Origin of the sequence: Bacillus sp. FSL E2-8887, assembly GCF_038007205.1 — a bacterium.
GTDB lineage: Bacteria > Bacillota > Bacilli > Bacillales > Bacillaceae_G > Bacillus_A > Bacillus_A mycoides.
In genome coordinates, this window is sequence record NZ_JBBOWS010000001.1 from 396,781 (window position 1) to 422,394 (window position 25,614).

Annotated in this window: 25 protein-coding genes and 2 pseudogenes; 19 read left to right on the top strand and 8 right to left on the bottom strand. The window is 35.7% G+C overall.

From position 1 onward, the window contains the following. Positions 1 to 13: 13 nt before the first annotated feature. The 14 genes and pseudogenes from NSQ08_RS01750 to NSQ08_RS01815 all read left to right on the top strand — a co-directional run bounded on the left by NSQ08_RS01750 (position 14) and on the right by NSQ08_RS01815 (position 11,973). On the top strand, positions 14 to 613 hold the full coding sequence (locus tag NSQ08_RS01750; protein ID WP_000023369.1) for a TasA family protein: 600 nt from the start codon (positions 14 to 16) through the stop codon (positions 611 to 613). A 200-nt stretch (positions 614 to 813) separates the two neighbouring features. Continuing rightward, the gene (locus tag NSQ08_RS01755) at positions 814 to 1,500 is read left to right on the top strand and encodes a CPBP family intramembrane glutamic endopeptidase (protein ID WP_340770836.1); all 687 of its coding nucleotides are present in this window, start codon (positions 814 to 816) and stop codon (positions 1,498 to 1,500) included. A 23-nt stretch (positions 1,501 to 1,523) separates the two neighbouring features. Beyond that, positions 1,524 to 2,495 (top strand): phosphotransferase enzyme family protein, encoded by a 972-nt coding sequence (locus tag NSQ08_RS01760; protein ID WP_002029766.1) that lies wholly within the window; start codon positions 1,524 to 1,526, stop codon positions 2,493 to 2,495. A gap of 159 nt (positions 2,496 to 2,654) precedes the next feature. Then, the gene (locus NSQ08_RS01765; RefSeq protein WP_002029764.1) at positions 2,655 to 4,115 is read left to right on the top strand and encodes an alanine/glycine:cation symporter family protein; all 1,461 of its coding nucleotides are present in this window, start codon (positions 2,655 to 2,657) and stop codon (positions 4,113 to 4,115) included. Positions 4,116 to 4,125: 10 nt separating this feature from the next. Beyond that, a complete protein-coding gene (locus NSQ08_RS01770) occupies positions 4,126 to 4,980 on the top strand; it encodes an amino acid ABC transporter ATP-binding protein (protein ID WP_306302663.1) in 855 nt (284 codons plus the stop codon). A gap of 12 nt (positions 4,981 to 4,992) precedes the next feature. Further along, positions 4,993 to 5,823: a glutamine ABC transporter substrate-binding protein GlnH gene (gene glnH, locus NSQ08_RS01775; RefSeq protein WP_002029759.1), complete on the top strand. Its 831-nt coding sequence runs from the start codon at positions 4,993 to 4,995 to the stop codon at positions 5,821 to 5,823. 87 nt (positions 5,824 to 5,910) lie between these two features. Then, a complete protein-coding gene (locus NSQ08_RS01780) occupies positions 5,911 to 6,567 on the top strand; it encodes an amino acid ABC transporter permease (protein ID WP_002029758.1) in 657 nt (218 codons plus the stop codon). Next, positions 6,568 to 7,212: an amino acid ABC transporter permease gene (locus NSQ08_RS01785; protein WP_002029756.1), complete on the top strand. Its 645-nt coding sequence runs from the start codon at positions 6,568 to 6,570 to the stop codon at positions 7,210 to 7,212. It begins immediately after the preceding gene. A gap of 204 nt (positions 7,213 to 7,416) precedes the next feature. Then, entirely contained in the window at positions 7,417 to 8,835 is a 1,419-nt protein-coding gene (locus NSQ08_RS01790) for an amino acid permease (protein ID WP_002029755.1), read from the top strand. Beyond that, the gene (locus NSQ08_RS01795; protein ID WP_033708782.1) at positions 8,819 to 9,196 is read left to right on the top strand and encodes an OsmC family protein; all 378 of its coding nucleotides are present in this window, start codon (positions 8,819 to 8,821) and stop codon (positions 9,194 to 9,196) included. Before NSQ08_RS01790 ends, NSQ08_RS01795 begins: the two co-directional genes overlap by 17 nt. A gap of 62 nt (positions 9,197 to 9,258) precedes the next feature. Beyond that, positions 9,259 to 9,507, top strand: a pseudogene (locus tag NSQ08_RS01800) (HIT family protein); the annotation flags it as partial. A 153-nt stretch (positions 9,508 to 9,660) separates the two neighbouring features. Further along, positions 9,661 to 9,846: pseudogene (locus NSQ08_RS01805) on the top strand (HIT family protein); the annotation flags it as partial. Positions 9,847 to 10,025: 179 nt separating this feature from the next. After that, complete coding sequence (locus NSQ08_RS01810) at positions 10,026 to 10,583, top strand: RNA polymerase sigma factor (RefSeq protein ID WP_002140369.1); 558 nt, start codon at positions 10,026 to 10,028, stop codon at positions 10,581 to 10,583. Further along, entirely contained in the window at positions 10,549 to 11,973 is a 1,425-nt protein-coding gene (locus tag NSQ08_RS01815) for a DUF4367 domain-containing protein (RefSeq protein ID WP_002140371.1), read from the top strand. Before NSQ08_RS01810 ends, NSQ08_RS01815 begins: the two co-directional genes overlap by 35 nt. A gap of 41 nt (positions 11,974 to 12,014) precedes the next feature. Here NSQ08_RS01815 and NSQ08_RS01820 read toward each other — a convergent pair whose 3' ends face one another. Then, the gene (locus NSQ08_RS01820; protein WP_240380826.1) at positions 12,015 to 13,010 is read right to left on the bottom strand and encodes a helix-turn-helix transcriptional regulator; all 996 of its coding nucleotides are present in this window, start codon (positions 13,008 to 13,010) and stop codon (positions 12,015 to 12,017) included. Positions 13,011 to 13,075: 65 nt separating this feature from the next. On the opposite strand from NSQ08_RS01820, the gene NSQ08_RS01825 reads away from it, so the two are divergent. Further along, positions 13,076 to 13,600 carry a dihydrofolate reductase family protein gene (locus tag NSQ08_RS01825; RefSeq protein ID WP_002029821.1) on the top strand — a complete coding sequence of 175 codons (525 nt, stop codon included), beginning with the start codon at positions 13,076 to 13,078 and terminating at the stop codon, positions 13,598 to 13,600. Positions 13,601 to 13,638: 38 nt separating this feature from the next. On the opposite strand, the gene NSQ08_RS01830 is transcribed toward NSQ08_RS01825, so the two are convergent. Continuing rightward, a complete protein-coding gene (locus tag NSQ08_RS01830; RefSeq protein ID WP_002167094.1) occupies positions 13,639 to 15,009 on the bottom strand; it encodes a sensor histidine kinase in 1,371 nt (456 codons plus the stop codon). Positions 15,010 to 15,020: 11 nt separating this feature from the next. Next, positions 15,021 to 15,698: a response regulator transcription factor gene (locus NSQ08_RS01835; RefSeq protein ID WP_002029819.1), complete on the bottom strand. Its 678-nt coding sequence runs from the start codon at positions 15,696 to 15,698 to the stop codon at positions 15,021 to 15,023. Between the two features lie 174 nt (positions 15,699 to 15,872). On the opposite strand from NSQ08_RS01835, the gene NSQ08_RS01840 reads away from it, so the two are divergent. The 4 genes from NSQ08_RS01840 (at position 15,873) to NSQ08_RS01855 (ending at position 19,658) form a co-directional block, all read left to right on the top strand. After that, positions 15,873 to 17,120, top strand: coding sequence for a cell wall-binding repeat-containing protein (locus tag NSQ08_RS01840; protein ID WP_033708793.1), 1,248 nt, complete (start codon positions 15,873 to 15,875; stop codon positions 17,118 to 17,120). Positions 17,121 to 17,276: 156 nt separating this feature from the next. Next, on the top strand, positions 17,277 to 18,728 hold the full coding sequence (locus NSQ08_RS01845) for a SulP family inorganic anion transporter (protein ID WP_002188312.1): 1,452 nt from the start codon (positions 17,277 to 17,279) through the stop codon (positions 18,726 to 18,728). Between the two features lie 65 nt (positions 18,729 to 18,793). Further along, complete coding sequence (locus tag NSQ08_RS01850) at positions 18,794 to 19,216, top strand: universal stress protein (RefSeq protein WP_002010593.1); 423 nt, start codon at positions 18,794 to 18,796, stop codon at positions 19,214 to 19,216. A 316-nt stretch (positions 19,217 to 19,532) separates the two neighbouring features. Beyond that, positions 19,533 to 19,658, top strand: a complete 126-nt coding sequence (locus NSQ08_RS01855; RefSeq protein ID WP_002029815.1) for a DUF4027 family protein — start codon at positions 19,533 to 19,535, stop codon at positions 19,656 to 19,658. Between the two features lie 100 nt (positions 19,659 to 19,758). Here the strand turns inward: NSQ08_RS01855 and opp4A are convergent, their stop codons facing one another. From opp4A to NSQ08_RS01880, 5 genes are read right to left on the bottom strand one after another with little or no spacing between them, the layout of a single operon-like run. Beyond that, the gene (opp4A, locus tag NSQ08_RS01860; protein ID WP_033708792.1) at positions 19,759 to 21,534 is read right to left on the bottom strand and encodes an oligopeptide ABC transporter substrate-binding protein; all 1,776 of its coding nucleotides are present in this window, start codon (positions 21,532 to 21,534) and stop codon (positions 19,759 to 19,761) included. Between the two features lie 12 nt (positions 21,535 to 21,546). Beyond that, positions 21,547 to 22,452 carry an ABC transporter permease gene (locus tag NSQ08_RS01865; RefSeq protein ID WP_078176720.1) on the bottom strand — a complete coding sequence of 302 codons (906 nt, stop codon included), beginning with the start codon at positions 22,450 to 22,452 and terminating at the stop codon, positions 21,547 to 21,549. A gap of 17 nt (positions 22,453 to 22,469) precedes the next feature. Next, on the bottom strand, positions 22,470 to 23,435 hold the full coding sequence (gene opp4B / locus NSQ08_RS01870; RefSeq protein ID WP_033655978.1) for an oligopeptide ABC transporter permease: 966 nt from the start codon (positions 23,433 to 23,435) through the stop codon (positions 22,470 to 22,472). Between the two features lie 14 nt (positions 23,436 to 23,449). Beyond that, positions 23,450 to 24,376, bottom strand: a complete 927-nt coding sequence (locus NSQ08_RS01875; protein WP_033708790.1) for an ABC transporter ATP-binding protein — start codon at positions 24,374 to 24,376, stop codon at positions 23,450 to 23,452. After that, entirely contained in the window at positions 24,363 to 25,382 is a 1,020-nt protein-coding gene (locus tag NSQ08_RS01880; RefSeq protein WP_002029810.1) for an ABC transporter ATP-binding protein, read from the bottom strand. The genes NSQ08_RS01875 and NSQ08_RS01880 overlap by 14 nt, the downstream gene beginning before the upstream one ends. Between the last annotated feature and the right edge of the window lie 232 nt (positions 25,383 to 25,614).

Sequence of the window (25,614 nt, forward strand, 5' to 3'; positions counted from 1 at the left end):
GGGGACTTGTGAAATGAGTATTAAGAAAAAACTTGGTATGGGTGTTGTAACTGCAGCGCTTGGCTTATCTTTAATTAGCGGGGGAACATATGCGTATTTTAGTGATAAGGAAGTATCACAAAACACGTTTGCAGCGGGTACTTTAGATTTGAGTGTTAATCCTGAAGTTGTTATTAATGTCGACAATATTAAACCAGGTGATGAAATGGAACGTGGTTTTCAATTAGTAAACAAAGGAACCTTAGCAATAGGGGATGTGAAACTTCTGACAGATTACAGTGTAATCGATGCTAAAGGAGATAATGGAAATGCTGATTTTGGTGATCATATCCGTGTTGATTTCTTGTGGAATTTGGATAAAAATGAGGTTCCAATTTGGTCTACTACATTATCTGAATTAAAGGTAGCTACGCAAAACGGAAGTATTCCTGATCTTGTACAAAAAGGTGTTGTAGACCGAGAAGGAAATGGACTTGCTCCTGGTGATGATGATACTTTCTACGTAATGTTCACATTTGTAGATAACGATGAAGAGCAAAATGTATTTCAAGGAGATTCATTGAAGTTAAATTGGACCTTCAACTCAATGCAGACAAAAGGTGAAGAGAAATAAAGATAAATATTATATATGAGAATGAATTGATGAGGAATTGAAGAATAGAATTTTTAATAGTGTAAAGGTTGATTGAGTGAATCAACCTTTTTTTATTTTGTGAGAAAATTATGCTTAGATTATTTGAAAAAAAGTAGCTTGAAAGTTACGTTACGTCATCTTTTATACTAAAGAAAATAGGATATAGGGGGATGGTGTAGATGACTTTAAAATGTATGTGGGGATGGAAAGAAATTTTATATTTATTTGTTTTCGTATTTCTGATTGTACCAGTAATGATTGAATCTCTTTTTTTTGATTATGCTTTAAAAATACTAGGGAACTCATTATATGCTGGAGTATTAATGGGACTTATAATGGCAGTGATATTTACGTTTGTAGTTTATCTTTTTTGCATAAAAAGATATAAACTGTCGTGGAAAGATATTGGAATTCGGAAGCTTTCATGGAAAGATTTATTGTGGACATTTGTAGCGGTTATTTCTTTGATTGTAGTTAGTATTGGTGTATTAATGATAATGGAGAAACTGGGGATTTCTTTTGAAAATAGTAAAACGGAGACGATCCAAAATGATAAATCAATATATGCGTTCTGTATCGCGGTAATTGGAGCAGCAGTTATATCACCAATCTATGAAGAAATTTTATATCGAGGTGTTTTTTATACGTTTTTTCGTGATAGATATGGCATATGGGGCGGGGTGATTATAAGTTCAATAATATTTACCGTTGTTCATATTCCAACATATAACACATTACCGGTGAATTTTTTAAGCGGTGTAGTATTCGCGTGGTTATATGAAAAAACAAATTCTATTTTATCGGCTATGATTGCACACGCACTATTTAATTTCATAGCAGTACTTCTTACATTTATGTCGAATTAAGAAGATATATAGGAGGGATACAAATGGAAATAGCGGTAGAACGTGTTTTTACGAATGAAATTTTAGCAAGAGCAGCAAAGGCATATCATGTAACGGTGGAAGAAAAGCCACTTGGTGATTTTGAAAATTATATTTTTAAGGCGAAGGGTAAAAATAATGAAGATTACGTATTACGCTTAACTCATTCTTCTCATCGTTCTAAAAAAGAGGTAGAGGCCGAACTAGATTTTTTACGGTATGTTGCGGAGCATGGGGCGAAAGTGGCGGGACCTCTTAATTCAATATCTCAAAATCTTGTAGAAGAAATTGGAGCGGAAGATGGCACTTTCTTTTTCGCGTCTTTATTTACATATGCAAAAGGTGAGCAAGTAAAAGGAGAAGAATCGCCTTATTGGGGAGATGCTTACTTTGAAGCGTGGGGAAAAGCGATTGGACAACTGCACCGCCTTACAATGGATTATCCTAAAACAGACTACCGTGATACGTGGGAAGAGGATGAAAGTAGCATTGTTAATGGATTAGAAGATGAGAAGGTGAAAGGGATTGCCACTGTATTAATGGATGAAATAAAGGCTCTTCCAATTGAAAGAGAAACGTTTGGCCTTATGCATGGCGATATTCATCCAGGTAATTTTCATTATGATGGAAAAGGGCTAACAATCTTTGATTTTGATGACGCTGCCTATAATTACTTCATTCATGATTTGGCAATGGTTCTTTATTACTCTGTTCTTTTTACACCGTGGACTACAGAAGAGAGGAAAGAATTTGCTTGCAAACAGTTACAAGTGTTACGAAAAGGTTATGAATATGAGCACAGACTGGCGGATAGTTGGTATGAATCGTTACCGTTATTTTTGCGTCTACGTGATATTGGTTTATACGGTACGCTTCAAAAGAAGTTTAAAGGGAAAGATATGCCAAAGGATTTTCAAAAGTTATCAGATGAGTTGTATGAAAGAATTATAAAGCAAGAGGCAATAGTGAATATATAATACAGATATAAGGGAACAAAGTATATAAAATAAATATATACTTTGTTTTTTTATACAAAAATATGTTTACTTTATTAAAATAATATTGTTATAGATTCGGTATACACTTATAATTTTATATATATTCTGAATATTCTTTATAAAGGAGGAGGGGGAAAGTTGGAAGCTATCGTAAGTTGGATAAATAATATTGTTTGGAGTCCAGCACTTGTCTATTTATGTTTAGGAGTAGGTCTATATTTTTCCATTCGAACAAGGTTTTTACAAGTAAGACATGTAGGGGAAATGGTGAAGCTTACATTTAAGGGAGAAAAGTCTGATGCGGGTGTTTCTTCGTTCCAAGCGTTAGCACTTTCGTTATCAGGGCGCGTTGGAACCGGAAATATTGCCGGTGTTGCAACGGCTGTTGCCTTTGGTGGTCCAGGCGCTGTATTTTGGATGTGGGCGGTAGCCTTTCTAGGAGCTGGTTCTGCATATGTAGAATCGACGCTTGCACAAATATATAAGACGAAGCATCAAGGGCAATTCCGCGGTGGTCCTGCTTATTACATTGAAAAAGGACTAGGTGTTAAATGGTACGCATTAGTGTTCGTCGCAGCGACAATTCTTGCAACAGGAATGCTGCTTCCAGGTGTTCAAGCGAATAGTATTGCTGTAAGTCTAGAAACAGCTTTTGGTATTAATACTTCTGTATCCGGGGCGGTATTAGTAGCGGCATTAGCACTTATTATTTTTGGTGGAGTTAAGCGAATTGTTAACGTAGCGCAAGTTGTAGTACCGTTTATGGCGCTTGGCTATATTTTAGTAGCTTGTGTAATTGTAGGTATGAATATCGAAAAACTACCAGACGCTTTCATGTTAATTTTAAAAAGTGCATTTGCATTAGAAGCAGCTTTTGGCGGGATTATTGGTTTAGCAATTTCTTGGGGTGTAAAACGTGGTATTTATTCAAACGAAGCAGGGCAAGGAACTGGGGCCCATGCAGCAGCTGCTGCTGAAGTATCGCATCCAGCTAAACAAGGGTTAGTACAAGCATTTTCCGTTTACATTGATACATTATTTGTTTGTTCAGCAACAGCATTTATGATGATTATTACAGGCATGTATAACGTATTTGATGCAAGCGGAAAAAACTTTATCGTCAATAAATTAAATGGTGCACAGCCAGGTCCTGGTTATACACAGGCAGCAGTAGAATCTGTTTTCCCTGGATTTGGAAACGGTTTCGTAGCAATCTCTTTACTATTCTTCGCATTTACAACAATTATGGCTTATTACTACATTGCAGAAACGAATATAGCTTACTTAAATCGTGATAAAGACCGTCCTTGGATGTCTATCGTACTAAAGTTTGTATTCTTAGGAGTTGTATTCTACGGTTGTGTAAAAACAGCAGAAACAGCATGGGCTTTAGGGGATATTGGTGTAGGAATTATGGCATGGGTTAACATTATTGCGATTCTATTATTACAAAAACCGGCATTGATCGCATTAAAGGATTATGAAAAGCAGAAAAAAGAAGGAAAAGATCCAGTGTTCGATCCGCAGAAACTAGGAATTAAAAATGCTGATTTCTGGGAGCATGAATACGGGAAAGACAAGAAAGAAGAAGTATCTTAAGAGAATAGAAATGAAGGAGCAAAGGGAGATCCCTTTGCTCTTTTTTATGGACAAAATGAAGATGAAAGTTATTTTTTTGCCTATTTTTGAATATAAAAAGAATGTACATGCTTTGTTTAGGGGAGGGGGGAGTATGGTGATAGAGTTTCGTAATGTAAATAAATATTATGGTAACTTCCAAGTTTTGAAGAATATTAATATGCAAGTGAAAAAAGGTGAAGTGGTAGTAGTTGTTGGTCCTTCAGGATCAGGAAAAAGTACATTGCTTCGGTGTATAAATCAGTTAGAGGCGATTACTGATGGAGAGTTAATCGTACAAAATACAGACGTACACAATAAAAAAACAGATATGAATGAATTACGCCGAAATATTGGTATGGTCTTCCAGCATTTTTACTTATACCCACATAAAACAGTTCTGCAAAATATTACACTAGCACCAATTAAAGTAAATAAAACTTCAAAAGAAGAAGCAGAAAAAACAGCGATGGTTTATTTAGAGAAAGTAGGAATCCCGGAGAAGGCAGGTGTATATCCTCATCAATTATCCGGAGGTCAACAGCAAAGGGTAGCGATCGCTAGAGGGCTCGCGATGCAACCGAAAATTATGCTATTCGATGAGCCTACCTCTGCTCTTGATCCGGAGATGATTGGGGAAGTACTTGATGTTATGAAAACACTAGCTAAAGAAGGAATGACAATGGTCGTTGTCACGCATGAAATGGGATTTGCGCGAGAAGTAGCAGATCGGATCTTATTTATGGATGATGGTCAAATTATTGAAGATACGACACCAACACAATTTTTTGCAAATCCTGAACAGGAAAGAGCGCGTCTATTTTTAAGAAGAGTGTTAAATCATTAAAGGAGGAATTTTATGCTTAAAATGAAAAAGTTGTTTACCTTAATCGTATTCTCATGTTTATTCGTACTTGTCGTTGCCGGGTGCGGAAGTAAAAAAGATGAGGCGAAAGAAACGAATACGAAGCAAGACGGGGCTGTTGAGCAAATTAAAAAGCGCGGGAAACTAGTAGTTGGGGTGAAGAATGATACGAACTTATTTGGCTTGAAAAATCCTTCGACAGGACAGGTAGAAGGGTTTGATGTTGATATCGCAAAGGCGCTTGCGAAAAAAATCCTTGGAGATGAAAAGAAATTAGAATTAAAAGAAGTAACGTCTAAAACGCGTATTCCACTACTGAAAAATGGTGATATTGATGCAATTATCGCGACAATGACAATTACAGAAGAGCGTAAAAAAGAAGTAGATTTTTCAGATGTATATTTTAAAGCAGGGCAATCGTTACTTGTGAAAAAAGGAAGCGATATTAAAAGTATTGATGATGTGAAAAAGGGTGTGAAAGTGTTAGCGGTAAAAGGTTCAACGTCTACAAATAATATTCGTCAAAAATCACCAGAATCGACTGTATTAGAATTTGAAAATTACAGTGAGGCATTTACAGCGTTAAAAGCAGGGAAAGGCGATGTTTTAACTACAGATAATGCGATTCTTTACGGAATGGCAAAACAAGATTCTAATTATGAAGTTGTAGGGAAAATTTTCACGGATGAACCGTATGGAATTGCAGTACAAAAAGGTGCAGACGATTTAACGAAAGAGATTAATAGTTTATTAAAAGATATGAAAGCGAATGGAGAATACGATAAATTGTATGAAAAATGGATTGGTCAAAAACAAGAGAAGTAAAATGAAACTTTATTTCTCGTGATAAATAGTAAGAGTGAGAGGATGAGAGTACTCATCCTCTTCTTGTAAAGAAAGAGGGGAGAATATGTGCCTGATATTTCTATATTAACGAATAACATTGATATGTATTTAGAAGGATTTAAATATACGGTTATGTCTAGTGTAGTTGCGCTAATAGGAAGTTTTGTTTTAGGAATTGTTATGGCAGTGATGCGAATTTCACCTATTCGTATTTTGAATTGGATTGGCTCTGCCTATGTAGAGTTTGTTAGAAATATTCCACTCGTATTAATTGCATTCATTTTCTATTTTGCTTTGCCTGTAATAGGAATTACTTTCAACGGTTTTGTAGCAGGGACAGTTGCGCTTACAGTTTATACAGCGGCTTTTATTGCGGAAGTAATTCGTGCTGGTATTTTATCAGTCGCGAAAGGTCAAATGGAAGCAGCACGTTCTTCAGGATTAACTTATACGCAAGCGATGTATCATGTCGTCTTACCTCAAGCGATGAAAATCGTCATTCCTCCTCTAGGAAATCAATTTCTCAATTTAGTAAAAAACTCTTCAATACTCGGAATTATTGCTGGAACGGATTTAATGTATCAAGGAGACTTAATTTCAACGAAGACGTTCGTTACGTTTGATGTATATATATTTGTCGGGATGTTTTATTTAGTATTAACAATACCGCTAAGTATGCTAGTGCGTTATTTAGAAAAACGCTTGGCAAAGGAGGCGGTATAAATGGATTTTAAAGGAGCGATAACAGGTGATCATATCCTCTTTTTATTAAAAGGATTACTCATAACGTTAGAGGTAGCGCTCGTAGCAATTGTACTTAGCTTTATTATTGGTAGTGTAATAGGGATATTGCGCTACATGAAAATACCTGTCGTCTCACAAGTATTAGGAATTATCGTTGAAGTGATTCGAAACTTACCACTACTTTTAATTATATTTTTCACATATTTTGCGCTTCCAGAAGCAGGCTTGAAATTAGAGATTATAACAGCTGTAATTGTTGCTTTAACAATATTTGAAGCAGCAATGATATCTGAAATTGTTCGAAGTGGTTTATTATCGATTGAAAAAGGACAGATTGAGGCCGCAAGATCTTCAGGATTAACGTATGTTCAAGCACTGTGGCATATCATTTTACCACAAGCATTAAGAAGAATGGTCCCGCCGCTTGTCAGTCAGTTTATTTCATTGCTGAAAGATACATCATTAGCAGTTGGTATATCACTGCCAGAGCTTATGCATAATGCTCAAATTATTAGCGGGCAGAATGTAAATTATATGATTCCAACGTTTATAGTAGTAGCTTGTATGTATTTTGTTGTAAACTACGGTTTATCAATTTTATCTAGAAGATTAGAAATACGTTAACTCTTACAAAAAATGTAAGAGTTTTTTCCTTATAAATCCTTTTTTGCCTCAAATTAGTATCGTGAGCTCTTAATAGTTGAATTTTTATATTGTTTTATCAGAAAAGTTTTAATTTTATATAGAAATTGTAATCGCTTTCGTGTATATTTTTATTATCAGAAAATTTTAAAAAGAGATAGGGGTACTTGTAGGGGGAGGATTAAGATGCAGCAAACAACGAATGAGCAATTACATCGTACGATGAAGAGTAGACATTTATTTATGATCGCACTAGGTGGTGTAATCGGAACTGGTTTTTTTCTAGGTTCAGGTTACACCATTAATCAGGCTGGACCAGGGGGAGCCATCCTTTCATATTTAGTGGGCGGATTTATTATGTATTTAACAATGCTTTGTCTTGGAGAGCTAACGGTAGCAATGCCAGTTTCAGGATCTTTCCAAAAGTATGCGACGAAGTTTATTGGACCAGGAACTGGATTTATGATCGGTTGGCTATACTGGATTGGATGGGCAGTAACGGTAGGATTAGAATTAACATCGATCGGTTTAATGATGAAAAGATGGTTTCCGAATGTTGATGTTTGGGTATGGTGTCTCGTATTCGGAGTTATTTTATATGCTTCAAATGCAATATCAGCGAAGAGTTATGCTGAATTAGAGTTTTGGTTCTCTAGTATTAAAGTAGTTACAATTATTGCATTCATTCTACTTGGTGGTAGCGCATTACTAGGATTCTTACCATACGATGGAAAAGAAGCAGCGCCTCTTTTCTCTAACTTTGTAAGTGATGGTGGGCTATTCCCAAATGGACTAGCTGCAGTGCTTCTTACGATGATTACAGTTAACTTTTCCTTCCAAGGAACAGAGTTAATCGGGATTGCAGCAGGAGAGAGTCAGAATCCTGAAAAAACAATTCCACGTGCGATTCGTAATACAGTATGGCGCATTATGTTATTCTTCATTTTAACAATGACAATTTTAGTAGGGTTAATTTCTTGGAAAGAAGCAGGGATAATTGAAAGCCCATTCGTAGTTGTATTTGATAAAATCGGTATTCCATATGCAGCTGATATTATGAACTTCGTTATTATTACAGCTCTTCTATCTGTAGCGAACTCAGGGTTATATGCAGCAACGCGTATACTATGGTCACTTGCAAATGAAGGAATGGCACCAACTTCTTTCAAGAAAGTAAATAAACGTGGTATTCCGATTACAGCGTTAGTCGTAACGATTGCTGTAGCGGCGTTATCTTTATTAACAAGTTTCCTTGCAGAAGATACAGTATATATGTACTTATTATCTATAGCTGGTTTATCGGCTGTTTCAAGTTGGATCATTATTGCTTTATCACAACTTCGCTTTAGAAGTCAGTATTTAAAAGGCGGAGGAAAATTAGAGGACTTAAAGTATAGAACACCACTATACCCGCTTGTTCCAATTTTAGCTTTAATTACAAATAGCATCGTTGTTATTAGTCTAGCGTTTATTCCAGAACAACGAATGGCGTTATATTGTGGTATTCCATTTATCATTTTCTGCTATATATATTATTATATGAGTAAGAAACGGAAGAAGCCGATGAAAGTGGAGATGGAAGCGAAGTATGAAAATAAAAATTAAGCATGATGATATAGAGGCAGATTTATCGTATGGTCCATTAGCGATTGGAAAAGAAAATGGGTATTCACCGTTACAATTACTCATTTCTTCTATCGCAGGATGTAGTGCAATTGTCTTTCAAACAATTTTAGAAAAGAAACGTATTACATACGATACGTTTACAATTGAAACTGAAATTGGTAGAAGTGAAGCTTTATCAAAACCAGTTGAAAGTGTTCATTTGCACTATAAAATTAAAGCGCAAAACATTACAGAAGAACAATTAGACAAGGCACTGCAACTTGCGGTGAAAAATTGCACAATTGTTCAATCTGTAAAGGATAGTATAAAAGTTACAGAAACAATTGAATTAGTAAAGTGAAACATAAAAACGTGAGAATAGGGCGCTCACGTTTTTATGTTTTTGGCAGAGGGGGAAGAATGATGGAATGTTTAGGTTGTAAATTAGCAAATGAAGAAGAAATTATATATAAAGTGTATGAAGATGATTATGTAACTTGTTTTTTAGATCATGCGCCTTTCTATACAGGGCATACTTTAATCGTTCCAAAGCAGCATGTTGTAGAAGTGGACGAATTAGATGATTGTGTAGCAAAAGCGATTATGGATGCTTCTAAGCTTATTTCAAAGGCTATTAAATTACTGTATAAACCAGATGGAATTACAATTTGCCCCGCATTAACGGGCAGTAAGATTCCCTACCTCAAAATTCAGTGAAAACAAAGAAGTTAGTTGGGGATCCAACTGCCCGTAAAAGCCCGATTGGTTCAACTAATAATCAGTGGGGGATGAACAAAACCCCCACTGATTAAAGTTTCACTTTATCAAAATGGTGGAATCTTTAACGAGTTAACTCATTATCACATGCATATTGTACCGAGATATAAAGAGCGTTCGTTTGCTGAGTTTTATACGGTGCAGCCAGGAGAACAGCAGAATCATAACTTTGAAGAGACAAAGAATTTATTAAAAGAAGTAATAGAGAAAATAATACATAGCGAAAAGGCGTAAGAGGGGTTTTCTTAAGGGGACAGTCAGGAAAATTCTAATATTAAAAAGCCCAATTTCTCAGTTAAAATAGAGAAATTGGGCTTTTCTTTATTCTATTATTCAATTTTCTCTATTAAAGAATTCTGCAGTGTCACAAAGTATATCGCTCATTCGTTATATAGAATGAGAGGAGGAATTATATGAAAGTTACAAACAAAGATTACGAAAAGATGGAAGAGCTATACGAGTTGTATGAACAAAAAATTTATTATGTAGCTTATTCTATTTTAAATAATATTCAGCAGGCTGAAGATGCAGTTCAAGAGACGTTTATTACTCTTTATAAAAATTTGAAAAAGCTTCATAGTTTGAACACTGAAGAGCTTAAACGGTATATTTTGAGGATTGCGAAAAACAAAGCGATTGATAGCTACCGGAAAAATAAACGACATGAAACATTTTTAGAAGAATATCAACGAGAATCAACAGAGGTGGTAGATGAAAATATTGAAGAGTGGGAAAAACGTATAATGTCTGAGGTTCAGATTGATACATTGCTAAAAGAGCTAAATGAATCTAATAGACAAGTGTTTAAGTACAAAGTCTTCTATAACTTAACGTATCAAGAAATTTCAAGTGTAATGGGGATAACAGAGGCTAATGTCCGCAAGCAATTTGAGCGCGCTCGAAAACGAGTACAAAGTATTATAGGAGGTATACAAAATGACGAATTCAAAGAACTCCAAAGAAATGTATGATCTTGCTGAAAAAATTGCTTTAGATGATTTTGATAAACTGGATGAACAACATGAATTTTCACATACATATACGCACAAAAAGAAATTGTTTATGGAGGAAATGAAGCTGAAAGGCGAGCAACCACAGACAAAGCGTAAAAGACATCGTATGTTAATCGCTGCGGCCTGTTTATTGATTGGTATGCCGACAACTGTTTTTGGTGCAGTAAAAGTCTATAATATGATTGTTCAAAAACAAAATTACGAAGTAAATGTTTCAGTAACGAATAAGGAATCGAAAAATATTGATAAGTGGTATAAGTTGAAGGTTGGTAAATTACCAGAAAATATGGAAGCAATCGATGACTCGGCTATGAAATATTCATTTAAAGATAACGACGCAATGGGTGGATTTTCATTCGCTCTTTGGAGAGTAGGGGGAAATGCGGACTTTCAAACTTTATATTCAAAAAGCTATGAAGAAAAAGAGATAAATGGCAGGAAAGCAGTAATTGTTCATAAAGAAACTGGAAACAACAATGTAATGTTTGATAGGAAGGTCTTTCTCTTTTTTGAGAAAGAAGGGATTATGTTAGAAAGTTTTATTGGATCAGATGTAAATGAAGAACAAATGATGGATGTGTTAGGGAACATTTCACTTGAGCCTACGTCAAAAGAAAAGGCAGCACATATAACAGATTATGATAAAAAGTATTTTAGTGAAGCGGATGAACCTAAAAAAACTAAGGTGATTCCTTTGAAAAAAGATAGTAAACGACTATTTCACATAGGACAAAAGGTTCCAGTAACGATATCTATGGATAACAGCCAAATTGAATATGTGATAGAAAAAGTTGAAGTTTTTGATTCGATTAAAGATTTTAAACAAGAGAACTTTAATGAACTTGGCTTAGGGATATTAAGCAAGAAGAAGGCTTTAGATCAGACGGGAAAATTGCTATCGTACAGACGGGATGTATATAAATTAGGGAATGGTAAAGATTCAATTGATACATTAGTAGATTCGAAATTAGTTAATGTTAAATTTGTCTACTTGACAACAACAGTGAAAAATATAGGTAAACAGGTGACAGAAGAAATCTATATGCATCCATCTATAAAACAGCTTAAATTTGAAGGGAATGCATGGAACTACGCTAAAGAAGAGGGAATGGACGCAACGCGTATTATGACGGGCGAAGTTGATTACTTGGAACCTCACGGAGACGGGAAAAGCTTTTATAATATTGGTAGTATTACACCAGGACAAACGGTAAAGGTTAATTTAGGTTATTTTGTAGATGAGGATAAACTAGATTCAATCTTTCTTGATGCTTTCCATTACAGGGGGAATGGGGGCACTGAAAATATGAATGCGGAATATCGTTGGTGGTTCGATATTCGTCAATAGTAAACATAATAGGAACAACTAGACTAAAAAGCTGCTTATATTTAGCAGCTTTTTTCGTCTTCATACATATGTAAAATTTCTTTCGCACGTATACGTAAACCATCTATTAATTCTTTCGGTTCTAAAACTCGTGCATCTTTTCCAAGTCTATAAAATAAAGGGGTAATAAAGTTAATTTCACCTTTATCAATTGTTGAATGTATATAACCTGTCCCGTCTTCGTTTACTACCACGAATTCTTCAAGGTAAGGAACGCTTTTACATTGGCGCACGCCTTCTGTCGTTAGTAAAACATGTAACTGAGTAGGAATGTTTATTACGTTAGAGTTAGAGGCGAACCATTCTTCTAAATTCATAAACTTATCTTTATTTTCTTCGGTCGATAATATGGAAAGAATACGATCCACGCGATACAGTAATACTTTGTTTCGACTATAGTCATAGGATGGCAAGTACCATAAACCATCGTGGGCATATACACCGATAGGATGAACATGTTTTGTTTTAATCCCCGATTTAGACTCGTATTGAAAGTGTAAGTTTTTATTTTCAATAGCAGCAGTTAACACTTCGTTTAATAGAGGTGTATCAATTGTTCTCTTCGGATTCCAAAAAGCGATATAAGAACGTATTTTATCAACTTTAGCTTTCGCATCATTTTGTAGAGAGCTATACAGTTTATGAGTAACAGAATTGATTTCTGTATTAAAAGGCAAGTTACGATAGTAGCTTAAAGATTGGAAAGCAAAAAAGATGGAGACCGCTTCTTCTTCGGTAAATAAAATGGGGGGAAGCATGCTGCTTGTTAATACTTTATATCCTCCATTACGACCTTGTTCAGCGTAAATGGGTAATCCCATATCACTTAAATCTAAAATATATCTATGGACCGTACGAACGGAAATATTAAATTCATCAGCTATTTCTTGAGCTGTAAATGTTTTTTTTGCAGAAGCAAATATAAGAATGTCTAGTAAACGTTTTGCTTTTGACAAGGATATCACCTTTTTCTTTTTTAACATGACATAAGTTGTCATGTTTTATGGTTAGTATAGTGCTTATAAGATGATTTTATCAATAGAAGCTGTAAGGAGGAAAAGATATGTCACGTGAAATTGTTTTATTTATTGCAGCGAGCTTAGATGGATTTATCGCGAAAGAAGATGATGATTTAGAGTGGTTAATGGAAACAGAAGGTGAGGGAGACAACGGTTATACAGAAATGTACGAAACAATTGATACGATAATTATGGGAAAGAGAACGTACGATTATGTGGTAGAGCATACGGAAACATTCCCGTACCTAGATAAAAAATGTTATGTTTTTTCTAATTCAGAAAAAGGTTCAAACGAACATGTAGAGTTTGTAAATGAAGATGTATTAGAGTTTACAAAAAGGTTGAAAGAGCAGGAAGGACCTAAAATATGGATGGTCGGTGGAGGGAGTCTACTGAGAGAGTTCTTTAAGAATAATTTAATTGATGAATATGTTGTTACGATTACACCTCACATATTAGGTTCTGGAGTTCCGTTATTTAAAGAAAAGAACCCGGAAATTCATTTAACTTTAACGGATACGAAACGTTTTGGGCAATTCGTAAATTTATATTATAAAGTAAAGTCCTAAAGGATAAGAAAACACGACTATTGATGATAGTCGTGTTTCTATATAGATGGCAATGAAATTGTAAAGCAAGATCCGTGATCAATTTCACTTGTGACAGTAATATTCCCGCCGTGTAGTTCTACGATTTCTTTTACGATGGAGAGCCCTAAACCAGTGCCTCCTGTAGCTCTAGAGCGCGCTTTATCAACACGGTAAAAGCGATCGAAAATGTGAGGGAGGTCTTCAGGCGGAATACCTTCTCCCTTGTCCTTAATTTTGATGGAAATATGTTTATGTTCTTCTGTAACAGAAATATTAATATGAGAATGTTCTTTTGAATGTCTATACGCGTTATTTAAAATGTTAGCCATAACTTGTTCAAAGCGTTGCTCATCTAGCTTTACTAAGAGTGAGGAAGGACATGTGAAAACAACTTTAATTTGTTTTTCTCCGTACATCACATTTATTTTTTCAGTGATGCGAGTAAGGAAGGTGTGTAAATGCACTTCCTGTACTTGAATGAAAAAGTTATGCTTTTCCATTTGAGCGAGTGAAAATAAATCTTGAACTAAGTTTGTAATATAATCAGACTCGTCTTTTATAATGGATAAGTATCGTAAACGTTGCTCTGGGGGTGTGTTTTCTTTTAATGCAATGTCAGCATAACCTCTTACGTACGTTAATGGTGTTCGTAATTCGTGAGCAACACTTGCTAGAAATTCACTTCGCTCTGTTTTCATGTAATGTAAATCATTTGCGAGAGTTTGGATAGATTGTGCTAGTTCACCAATTTCGTCATTTCGAGTAGTTGTTAATGAAACGGATAAATCGCCCTTACTCATTTTTTCAGTCGCTTGTTTCATGTGTAACAATGGTTTTGTTAACAAACGTGATAATAGAAAAATGGTGATGGCTGTTAATAGGAAAGTAATGACTCCAGCGATAATGAATTGCCGTGTGAGCCCGTTAACCATTTCTTCGATTGATTCCGTCCCGAGAAACATATATACATAGCCTTCCGTTTTTCCTGCCACTACAATTGGGCTAACTGTACATATATAATTAGATGTTTTCCAATGATTCTCTATAATTGCTCCATCATGATCTGTTCGTGTTTGCATTCCTTCAATATGTTTTTTTATAGTAGTATTTATTTCATTGGATTTAGCTAGTATTTCCTTATTTGCATTTGTAATAATAACAGTTGTTTCAGCTTCGGATTCCATTAAAGCAACATGGGAGATTGTTTGCCTGTCAAAATATTTTTCAAGGACATCTCGGTGACTATTTCCACGCTTTAATAAAGCGGTCATTTCTTCATTCACTCTATTGTTTACAAGGCTATAATAGAGCAAGACAAATAGAACACTTTCGATTAAAAGTGTAACAATTAGAAAATAAAATCCGAGTTGAATAGAAATTCGCTTCATCGTTTTGCTCCTTAGTTTTCAATATCAATCCATCGATATCCTACTCCGTAAACAGTTTTTAAATGGTGATCAATGGGGAAATTTACTTTTCGTAATTTATCACGTAAATTACGAATATGTGAATCGACTGTTCTATCTTCTGTATTTGTATTTAATCCCCAAATTCGTTCAATGAGCTGATCACGGCTTAATACGTAGTTCACATGACGTAAAAATAATCCGAGTAAAGAGAATTCGATTGGGGTGAGAAGAAGTTCTTCATTATGGACAGAAATGAAATGCTTGGCCTCATCCCATAAAATGCCGTGATATTGGATTTGTGCATGTTGATTGGTTCGGCGTAAAACAGCTTCAATTCTTGCGAAGAGCTCCTCTTCGTGGAAGGGTTTCGTCACGTAATCATCTGCTCCAAGTTTTAACCCTTGAACGACATCTACCGTTTGATCACGAGCAGTTACCATAATGATAGGAACGTTACTAAATGATCGAATTCTTTTGCAAGTTTCCCACCCATCCATCTTTGGCATCATAATATCGAGTAAAACAAATTTGAAGTTTCGATTTTCTATATGTGAAATAGCTTCTTCTCCGGATACTGCACATACGCAGTTATATCCGATTGGAGTAAGATAAAGCGTTAATAATTCAAGCATTCTCGGTTCATCATCTACGAGTAGTATATCGATCATAGAGTACCTCCGCATTTGTAGTTATTACTTAAATTGTAAGTCAAAATCATGAAGAAATGGTGCAGATTATAATGCATCTGCATAATTTCTTCAGAATTGCTTGTTATTGTAAAGTTGAAATTCCATTTTAGGTAATAATATTGGCTCGAAAACGAATAATACGGAGGCGATATAGTGAAAAAGATGACCCGAATTTTGGGGATAACAATAATTGCAGCAGTCGGTCTTGCGGCATGCGGACAAACGAGTACAGATCATAAAAATCATGAATCTACAGAAGAGAAGAAAACAGAGCAAAAGGAAATGAAAATGAATCAGGAGGTAATTGCGCCGAAAGAAATGAATCAAGGTGCATCGAATGATTTATTAACGACAAGTTTAAAAAATGTAACGAGATTAAATACAAATGATCCTCTGCAAATGGCAGTATTAACTTCGCAAACGATATGGCCAGCAACGCATAAAGAGAATCAGCCAGGCGCTATTATTTTAGTGCCAGTGAACGAGTGGCAATTAGGTATTGCAAGTGCGGATCTTATTCATCACCCGAATAACGGACCGATTTTATTTATAGAAAAAGAAAAGGTACCCGAAATGACGTTAAAAGAAATAAAACGATTAAATCCGCTCGGAACGAAAGATGGAACGCAAATTATGGTGATGGGGGATATAGGGGCATCTAGCCTAGAGCAATTAAAAGAATATAAAGTAAAGCAAATAAAAGAAACGGACCCAGCTAAATTTGCTAAAGATGTTGATAAAGAATATGCCGATATAACAGGAAATTATCCAAATAGCGTTATTATCGGTTCGTCTGAAGAAGAAGGACGTTTATATACAACACCAGCTGTAAATTGGATTTCTCATATGCCAGAACCTCTTCTATATACTGAAAAAAATAAAGTGCCAGAAGCGACAATAGAGGCATTAAAGACGAGAAAAGATAAAGCGAATATATATGTGTTAGGACCAGAAAAAATCGTTTCGAAAGAAGTAGAAAAAGAGTTAAGTAAATACGGGAAAGTAACGCGTATTAGTGGGGAGACTCCAACAGAAAATTCGGTTGCATTTGCGAAATTTAAAGATGAAAAAACGAAATTTGGCTGGGGATTCACAAAACCAGGTCACGGTTTGTCATTTGTTTCAAGCAAAACACCAGACTTAGCAATTGCGGGAGCACCGTTTTCACATATGGGTAAACATGCCCCTGTTGTTTTGCTTGAGGAAGGAAAAGCTTCACAACCAGTTTATGACTTCCTTGCTACTATTCAGCCGAAGTTTAAAGATGATCCAACACTTGGACCATATAACCATGGTTTCCTATTAGGAAGTAGTAGTGATGTTTCATTTGAAACACAAGGTATATTGGATGAGAGGTTAGAAATTGTTCAGGAAAGTGGTCAAGGTCACGGTGGACATTAATGAAATGAGAAAAGACGCTGCTAAGGTAGCGTCTTTTCTTTAGGAAACTTTTACATAGCACAACATCCTTTGCTCGTTATATAATAGCCTTCGTGCAGTCGGCCTTGATTTTCTTATGGAGAAAATCAAATGATAAAAGAGTGGAGGAGTGTTACTTTGTTTCAAACTATAAAAAATGAATGGTTCTCAAATATGAGAGGGGATGTGCTGTCAGGAATTGTTGTTGCTTTAGCGTTAATTCCTGAAGCGATTGCTTTCTCTGTTATTGCAGGTGTAGATCCGACCGTTGGGTTATACGCCGCTTTTTGTATTGCGGTTACAATTTCGTTTGTCGGCGGAAGACCAGGGATGATCTCGGCGGCAACGGGTGCGATGGCATTATTAATGGTGACGCTCGTTAAGGATCATGGTTTGCAATATTTATTTGCTGTGACAATAGTAACAGGTATTGTTCAAATTATTTTTGGAGTGTTCAAGCTGAGCTCATTTATGAAGTTTGTTCCTAAATCCGTTATGAGTGGTTTTTTAAATTCACTTGGAATTTTAGTTTTTACAGCGCAATTGCCGCATTTTAAAAATGCAACTTGGCAAATGTATGCACTTGTCGCATTAGGACTTGCAATTATATATTTATTTCCACGTATTACGACGGCTGTTCCGTCTACACTTATTTCAATTATTATTGTGACAAGCATTGCACTTATGAGCGGATTACAGTTGAAAACAGTAGGGGATATGGGAAGCTTACCGAAAGAATTACCGTTCTTTAGTATTCCTGATGTTCCATTTACACTTGAGACATTAGCAATTATTTTACCGTATTCAGTTATGCTAGCGGTTATAGGTTTACTAGAGTCATTATTAACGGCGTCGGTTTTAGACGATATGACACATACGGAAAGTAATAAGCATAAAGAGGCACGTGGACAAGGGATTGCGAACGTTGTTGCTGGTTTCTTCGGAGGAATGGCAGGATGTGCAATGATTGGACAATCTGTTATTAACATTAAATCAGGTGGTCGCGGGAGATTATCGACGTTTGTAGCCGGTGGTTTTTTAATCGTATTGCTATTTGTTTTAGGTGATTACGTTGTTCATATTCCGATGGCAGCTTTAGTTGCAGTTATGATTATGGTTTCGATTGGGACGTTTGATTGGAACTCTGTAGCGACGATTCATAAAGTACCAAAAGGAAACGCATTTGTTATGATCGTAACAGTTGTGATTGTCCTAATTACACATAATTTAGGATTAGGTGTAATTATCGGAACGATAATTAGTGCAGTTTTATTTGCATTCAATATGGCAAAGATTCACGTGAAACATTTGTATATTGAAAATAAGAAAATATACGAAATTCACGGCCAACTATTCTTCGCATCTACGGCAGAGTATATAAATGCTTTTTCATACAATGAAAATGTGAAAGAAATTGAGATGAACTTTACTAACGCACACGTATGGGATGATTCAGCAGTAGCGGCAATTGATAAGGTTATCATGAAATATGAACAGAACGGTGTGAAAGTAAGGATCACAGGGTTAAATGAACGTAGCTCGAAGCTCGTTGCGAATTTAGCTACTTATAATAAGAGAATTGCTAGTTAGAAGCCTCCTTTTTAGGGGGCTTTATTATATAATACGGGTAGGATAACGAAAAGGGGATTCAGCATATGTACAAACAAATTTTATTAGCATGCGATGGTTCTGAACATGCACTTCGAGCAGCCGAGCATGCAACATATATTGCGAAATTTAACGAAGAAACACATGTTGAAGTTGTGTACGTAGTAGATAATAGAACGGCAAAGTCAGATATTATACAAGGACAAACGGATTTAGAAACAATATCAGCTAGTCGAAAAGATAAATTAAAAGAGATTGAGGGTTTATTAAAGAAAGAGAACATTTCCTACAAAATTACGATTCTACATGGCGATCCAGGAGATACGATTGTTCAATATGTAAATACAGGAGATATAGATCTTATTATTGCTGGGAGTAGAGGGCTAAATACACTGCAAGAGATGGTGCTTGGTAGTGTAAGTCATAAAATAGCAAAGCGTGTGAAATGCCCGGTTATGATTATAAAGTGAAGCTTTAATCAGTGGGGGTTTTGTTCATCCACCACCTAACTTCTTTGCTTTCACTGAATTTTGAGGTGGGGGTCTTACTGCCCGGCGAATAGCAGGATAAAATAAGTTGAGTGAGATATTATGTAGTGTAAGCAAGACCTTGATATAATTTGAGGTCTTTTTTTGCGTATAAAGAGGGAGAGTGCGGACATACTAGATATATAAGTTTAAAGGGAAATCGTTAACTTACAAATTTGTAAGTTTGTTGTCAGAAAAATCGATGTTATGAAATTTTTCCCATTGGTAAAATAAGAGTATCAAAGGGGAGATAGGGAGGATGGAAGTAATGAAATTATTGCAAAATTTATCATATAGCCAAGGGGTAAGCTTAATTTGTTTAGGCGGATTTACTGCATCTGTTACGTTAGCTATTTTAATAAAGATGGTTCATCAAATCTTTTAATTTTAGAGTAGGGAAGGAATTGGTTGTTATTAATAGCAAGAGAAGTATTATAAATAAAAAATAGCTCCTAGCATGTATCTTAGTGCTAGGAGCTATTTTCTTATTTCTCTGTTTCTGCTTTATCGCTTGTTACGCTAACTTTACCCCACTTGTATTGATCTTCTGGTGTATATTTATAATCTTTTACGCGATTATTTACACCTTTTAAGTCAAATTTATAATGAAGTGGAATTAATGGTACTTCGTCATGAACTAATTTTTGCCATTTATCGTAGACATCTTTACGGTACTTTTCATCAGCAGCTTCTGGAGAAATACCTTGTTTTAATAATTCTGTGTTTTTGTCAGTAGCCCAACGTGGGTAATTGAACGCTGCATCTTTAGCCCAAATACCAGAAGGATCTGGGTCAGATCCAGTTCCCCAAGCTGCCGCGAAAAGATCAACTTTTGGATCATCTTTTTTAATCATATCGTAGAATGAGTTAAATTCATGTAAGCGACCATCAAGAAGCTCTACTTTTAGGCCGATGTCTTTCCAAGATTGAATAAAGAATTTTGCAAGTGGTTCACTTACATCGCTACCACTCATTGATAAGAAATTAGCTTTAAATTCTTTACCATTCGGATCTTCACGGAATCCATCTCCGTTCGTATCTTTATAGCCAGCTTCATCTAATAATTTTTTAGCTTTCTCTATATCTTTATCATAGGCACCAGCTTTATTGTTATGATATTTTGGTAGAGATGGTGGGATTGGTGAGTTAGCCGGATAACGTAGGCCGTGATATAATTTTTCACCAATTTCTTTTCGATCGATAGCATACGCCATTGCTTGACGTACACGAACATCTTTAAATTTCTCCTTATCCATTACTACTTCTTCTTTTTCTTTATCCATATGGCCTAATTTAAAACCGATATAGCTATAGTATAAATCAGTTTTACCGACTAATTGTGCATTTTTTAATGTACTTACATTTGGATACTGATCTGCACTTACTTCAGCAATGTCAATATCACCATTTTTTAAGGACGCGTTAACAACGGAAGGGTTAACAACTTTTAAAACCATACTTTTTAGTTTTGGTTTTCCGCCATAATAATCATCAAAACGTTCAAATTCAACAGCTTCACCTGGCGTAATTTTCTTCACTTTAAAAGGTCCGAAACCAATTGGGTTTTTACGGATTTTATCAGATTCTGCTAATTTATCGATTGGTACATCTCCTAAGTATTTCTTATGAAGAGGGTATGTCCAAAGCCCAGTTTTCACTGAAGGATTCGGTTCTTTAAACGTAATCGAAATTGTTTTTGGATCCGTTACCTTTATACCTGAAATTTTTTCGGCTTTTCCATTATGGTAATCTTCCATACCTTCAATCATTTGCATTTGAGTGTCATAGCGAGAACCGGCATATTGTTTGTTACCAATCACTAGATAAGAGTATTCTAAATCCTCAGCAGTAACAGGGTTTCCATCATGCCATTTTACATTATCTTTAATTTTAAGTGTAATTGTCTTTTTATCTTTAGAAATTTCATATGTAGCAGCACCATCATTCGTGTATTCCCAGTTTTCGTCATTTGATAATAAAGATTCATCGAAAATTGTAATGACCTGGTTATCAGGATCTCCTTCATATACAGCGAAGTTCAAAAGTCCTTCAAATGGTGTGTTAGAAACAAGACCATATGTTAATGAACCATCTTTAATTTCCTTTTTATCATTTTTAACAGATGCACTAAATTTATTTGTATCTACTTTTTTTGTGCTGCTCGTTTTTTCACTACCACCACTGCCCCCACATGCTGAAAGTAGTAATGTTGAAACCGCAAGTGTACTTAATACTTTGAAAAATTTTGGCTTATTTGTCATTTCTTCCACCCCTTATCCTTTTCTTTGTCTTGCGTCGGCCGAACGACGTAGCGCTTGACCAATAAAATTTATACACAGCATCAATGCTAAAATCATGATTGATGCGGGTAACCAAATCCACCATTTCTCTTGTAATACATCTGGATTTCTAGCATAACTAACAAGTGTACCAAGGCTTGGTGTACTTTCTGGTAGACCAAATCCTAAGAAAGTTAGACCAGATTCAATACCGATGTTTCCAGCAAGATTTAATGTAACACTAACAATGATAATTGAGCTTAAGTTAGGTAGTACTTGGAAAAGAATGATTTTCCAGTTTGGTGTTCCTAAAGTTTTAGATGCAGAGACATAATCTAGTTCTTTTTCAGTTAATACTTTTGAGCGAATTAATCTGGCCTTTCCTGTCCATAAGAACACGCTCATAATTAAAATGAAAGTAAAGATATTGAATGTAGGAACAAGTGTAATAAATACAATTACAAGCATTAAAAATGGTAAAACCATAACAAAGTCGATAATGCGCATAATGATATTATCAATAGCTCCTCCAAAATACCCGGCAATTAATCCAATTGAAAGACCAATTAAACAAGAAAGAATAGTAATTGCTAATCCAATTGTAAAGGAGTTACGTGTACCAATAATAAGTTGGCCGAAAATGTCGCGTCCTCCGTAATCTGTTCCTAACCAATGTTCAGCAGAGGGAGGAGCATAAATAGCGAATAAATCAACTCGTACAATATCTTCTTGTTTCATAATAAAAGATGTTGCGTAGACTGCTACTAATAAGATTGCTAGGAAAATAAGTGAAAACATTGCTAATTTATCTTTACGAAGTTCTCGCCACATAATAGAGAAACCAGAAGGGCTTTTTTCGTAATGAATAACTTCAGTTTGTTTTTCAGGGTTTGCTAACATAACGTCATCTCCTTTCTTTAATCAATACGAATACGTGGATCGACGATGCTTAGAATAATATCTGAAAGGAGAGTTCCAAGTAACGTTGCAAATCCAGTAAACATAACGAGTGTAGTTATTACACTAAAATCACGTTGAGAGATAGATTGTATAAATAGTTGTCCAATTCCTGGATAGCTAAAAATACTTTCTAAAAAGATGGCACCGCCAACTAATCCTGTAATTTCATAGCCTAAGAAGGCTGCAATTGGTAAGAATGAATTTCGTAAAATATGTCTAGAATAGATTTTTGATTCTGGAACACCTTTTGCTCTTACTGTACGAACAAAATCTTTATGTTTCGTATCAATAATTTCGCTTCGTAAATATTGAACAGTACCAACTGTTGCGATTAATGCCCCGGATAAAGCTGGTAGTAGCATGTGATTCAATTTGCTTAAATAGTAAGCAAATGTACCTGTTGCAACTTGAGGATCTACGCTACCGCCGGTTGGGAATATTGCAAACTTAAATCCGAATAGGAAGAGCATAACTAGTGCAAATATAAATAGTGGTGTAGCAAAACCTAGATAGTTGTAAAGGGTAATGAGTCGATCAGCCCAGGTATCATTCCAACGCCCACTTATAACTCCGAGTGGTATTGCAATTAAATAAGTAAGAATAAGAATGACAAGTGCTAAAGATACTGTGTTTCCAAGTCGTTCTCCAATTAAATCGGTTACTTTCATTTTATGTGCATAGGAAATACCAAAGTCACCTTGGGCTGCATTTTTAATCCAGCGAACATATTGTGTTGTAACTGGGTCATTTAATCCAAGCTTTTCTCGCTGTTCTTCAATCACTTTTGGATCCGCTTTTGGATTCATTGCTTTGCCAGTTAAGGCATCGCCTGGCATTGCCTTAGCTAGTAGAAAGACAAGTACACTTAACACGAATAATTGCGGGATCATCACTAAAAATCTCCGTAATATAAACTTCCACATGTTTTATCACTCCCTTATGGTAATGCCACCCGGTGCGTTGGCGAGATTGCTTTTAAGTCATAAGCCCGACCGTTTTCATTGAAATAATTTTCGTATGATTTCTCGTATTCAGAGCTTACTTGTTGACGGAGCTTACGCTGTCTCTCTCTGTTTTCAGGACGAATATCAGGAATTGCAGATATTAGGCGCTTCGTATAAATATGTTGCGGATTACTATAAATTTCTGCACTAGTTGCTTCTTCGACAATGCGCCCTCGATACATTACACCGATGCGATCACACATATGACGAATTACGCCTAAATCGTGACTTATGAATAGGTACGTTAATCCAAGTTCAGATTGTAAATCTTGTAAGAAGTTTAAAACTTGCGCTTGTACCGACACGTCAAGTGCAGATACTGGTTCATCAGCAATAATAAGCTTCGGTTTTAATGTAAGAGCGCGTGCAATACCAATTCGCTGTCTCTGCCCACCGGAAAATTCATGTGGGTATTTATAAATAGACTCTGGATTTAACCCAACTTTATCAAGGTATTCTTGAACTGCTCGACGCTCTTCATCGGGTGAGAGCTTTTCAAAATTCCGAAGTGGTTCGGCAATAATATCGATAACACGTTTCTTCGGATTTAATGATGAATACGGATCTTGGAAAATCATTTGGATATCTTTTCGTTGTTCACGTAGCTCCGAGCGACTTAATTTCGTTAAATCTCTATTATTAAAATGAATGTTACCGCCTGTAGCTTTCGTTAAGTGCATAATTGCTTTACCAGTTGTTGATTTGCCGCTACCTGATTCACCAACGATTCCATATGTTTCACCAGGTTGTAATTCAAAGCTTACGCCATCGACAGCTCGTACATAATCTAATGTACGTCCGAAGAAACCGCCTTTAATTGGAAAGTGTACTTTTAAATCTTCTACTTTAAGCAGTGCCATGAGTTACGTCATCTCCTTTCTTATGTTGGAAGTTGAAGTGCTTATAGCAAGTACAACGTACCCAATGGTCTGGTTTTACTTCATGTAAAACAGGATTTTCCTCATGTTGATCTGGTCTAACCCAAGGGATTCGGGCTTGGAATCGACATCCAGTGCGAGGAAGCTTCGCTAACGAAGGAACCACGCCTTGAATTACATGCAATTTTTCTTTTTCACCATACGCAGATGGAATGGAGTTTAATAGAGAACGAGTATATGGGTGAAGCGGGTTATTAAAAATCTCTTCTACTGTTCCTGTTTCTACAACTTGTCCTGCATACATAACGACAATACGATCAGCTGTTTCGGCAACAACGCTTAAATCATGTGTAATTAAAATGATGCCCATTTTCGTTTGTTCTTGAATAGATTTTAGTAAGTCTAAAATTTGTGCTTGGATGGTTACGTCAAGAGCCGTTGTTGGCTCATCCGCAATAATGAGTGCTGGGTTACAAGCAATCGCAATCGCGATAACAATTCTTTGTCTCATTCCGCCAGATAATTCGTGAGGGTATTGTTTATATGTAAGTTCTGGTTTTGGAATACCAACTTGATGGAGTAGTTCTAAGGTGCGTTCTTTCTTTTCTGCTTTCGAAAGGTTTGTGTGGTAGTCTAAGTTTTCTTCGATTTGTTTTCCAACTGTCATAAGAGGATCGAGTGCTGTAAGAGGTTCCTGGAAAATCATACCGATGTTTGATCCGCGTACTTTATTCATCTCTGCGGCTGACATAGTTAGTAAATCCTTATCTCTATAGTTAAGCTGCCCTTGTAATTTTGTATTTGCTTCATTATGCAATCGCATAATAGAAAGGGCAAGTGCACTTTTTCCGCAACCTGATTCACCAACTATCGCGACAATTTCATTTTCATGGACAGTTAACGAAACGTTATCAACTGCTGCATGATATTGATCTTGTATGCGAAAGGAAGTCTGTAAGTTTTCAATGCGAAGAAGTGGATTCTTCATGGTTATCCCTCCATCTTTTCTGAAAAGACTAAATATTTAGTATGTTGTTGCTATTTTAATATAAAGTGACAATGTTTGACAAGAGTAAATATTCAAAAATCTTTTTATATAGAGATGAGATGCAGTAATATAAGGATAAAAACCCTTTTAAAACGCTCACAATTATGGGTTGGATTGATAAATTATTTGTAATAAAAAAGTACTATATGTAGAAAAAAGAGAGGCGTTCTGG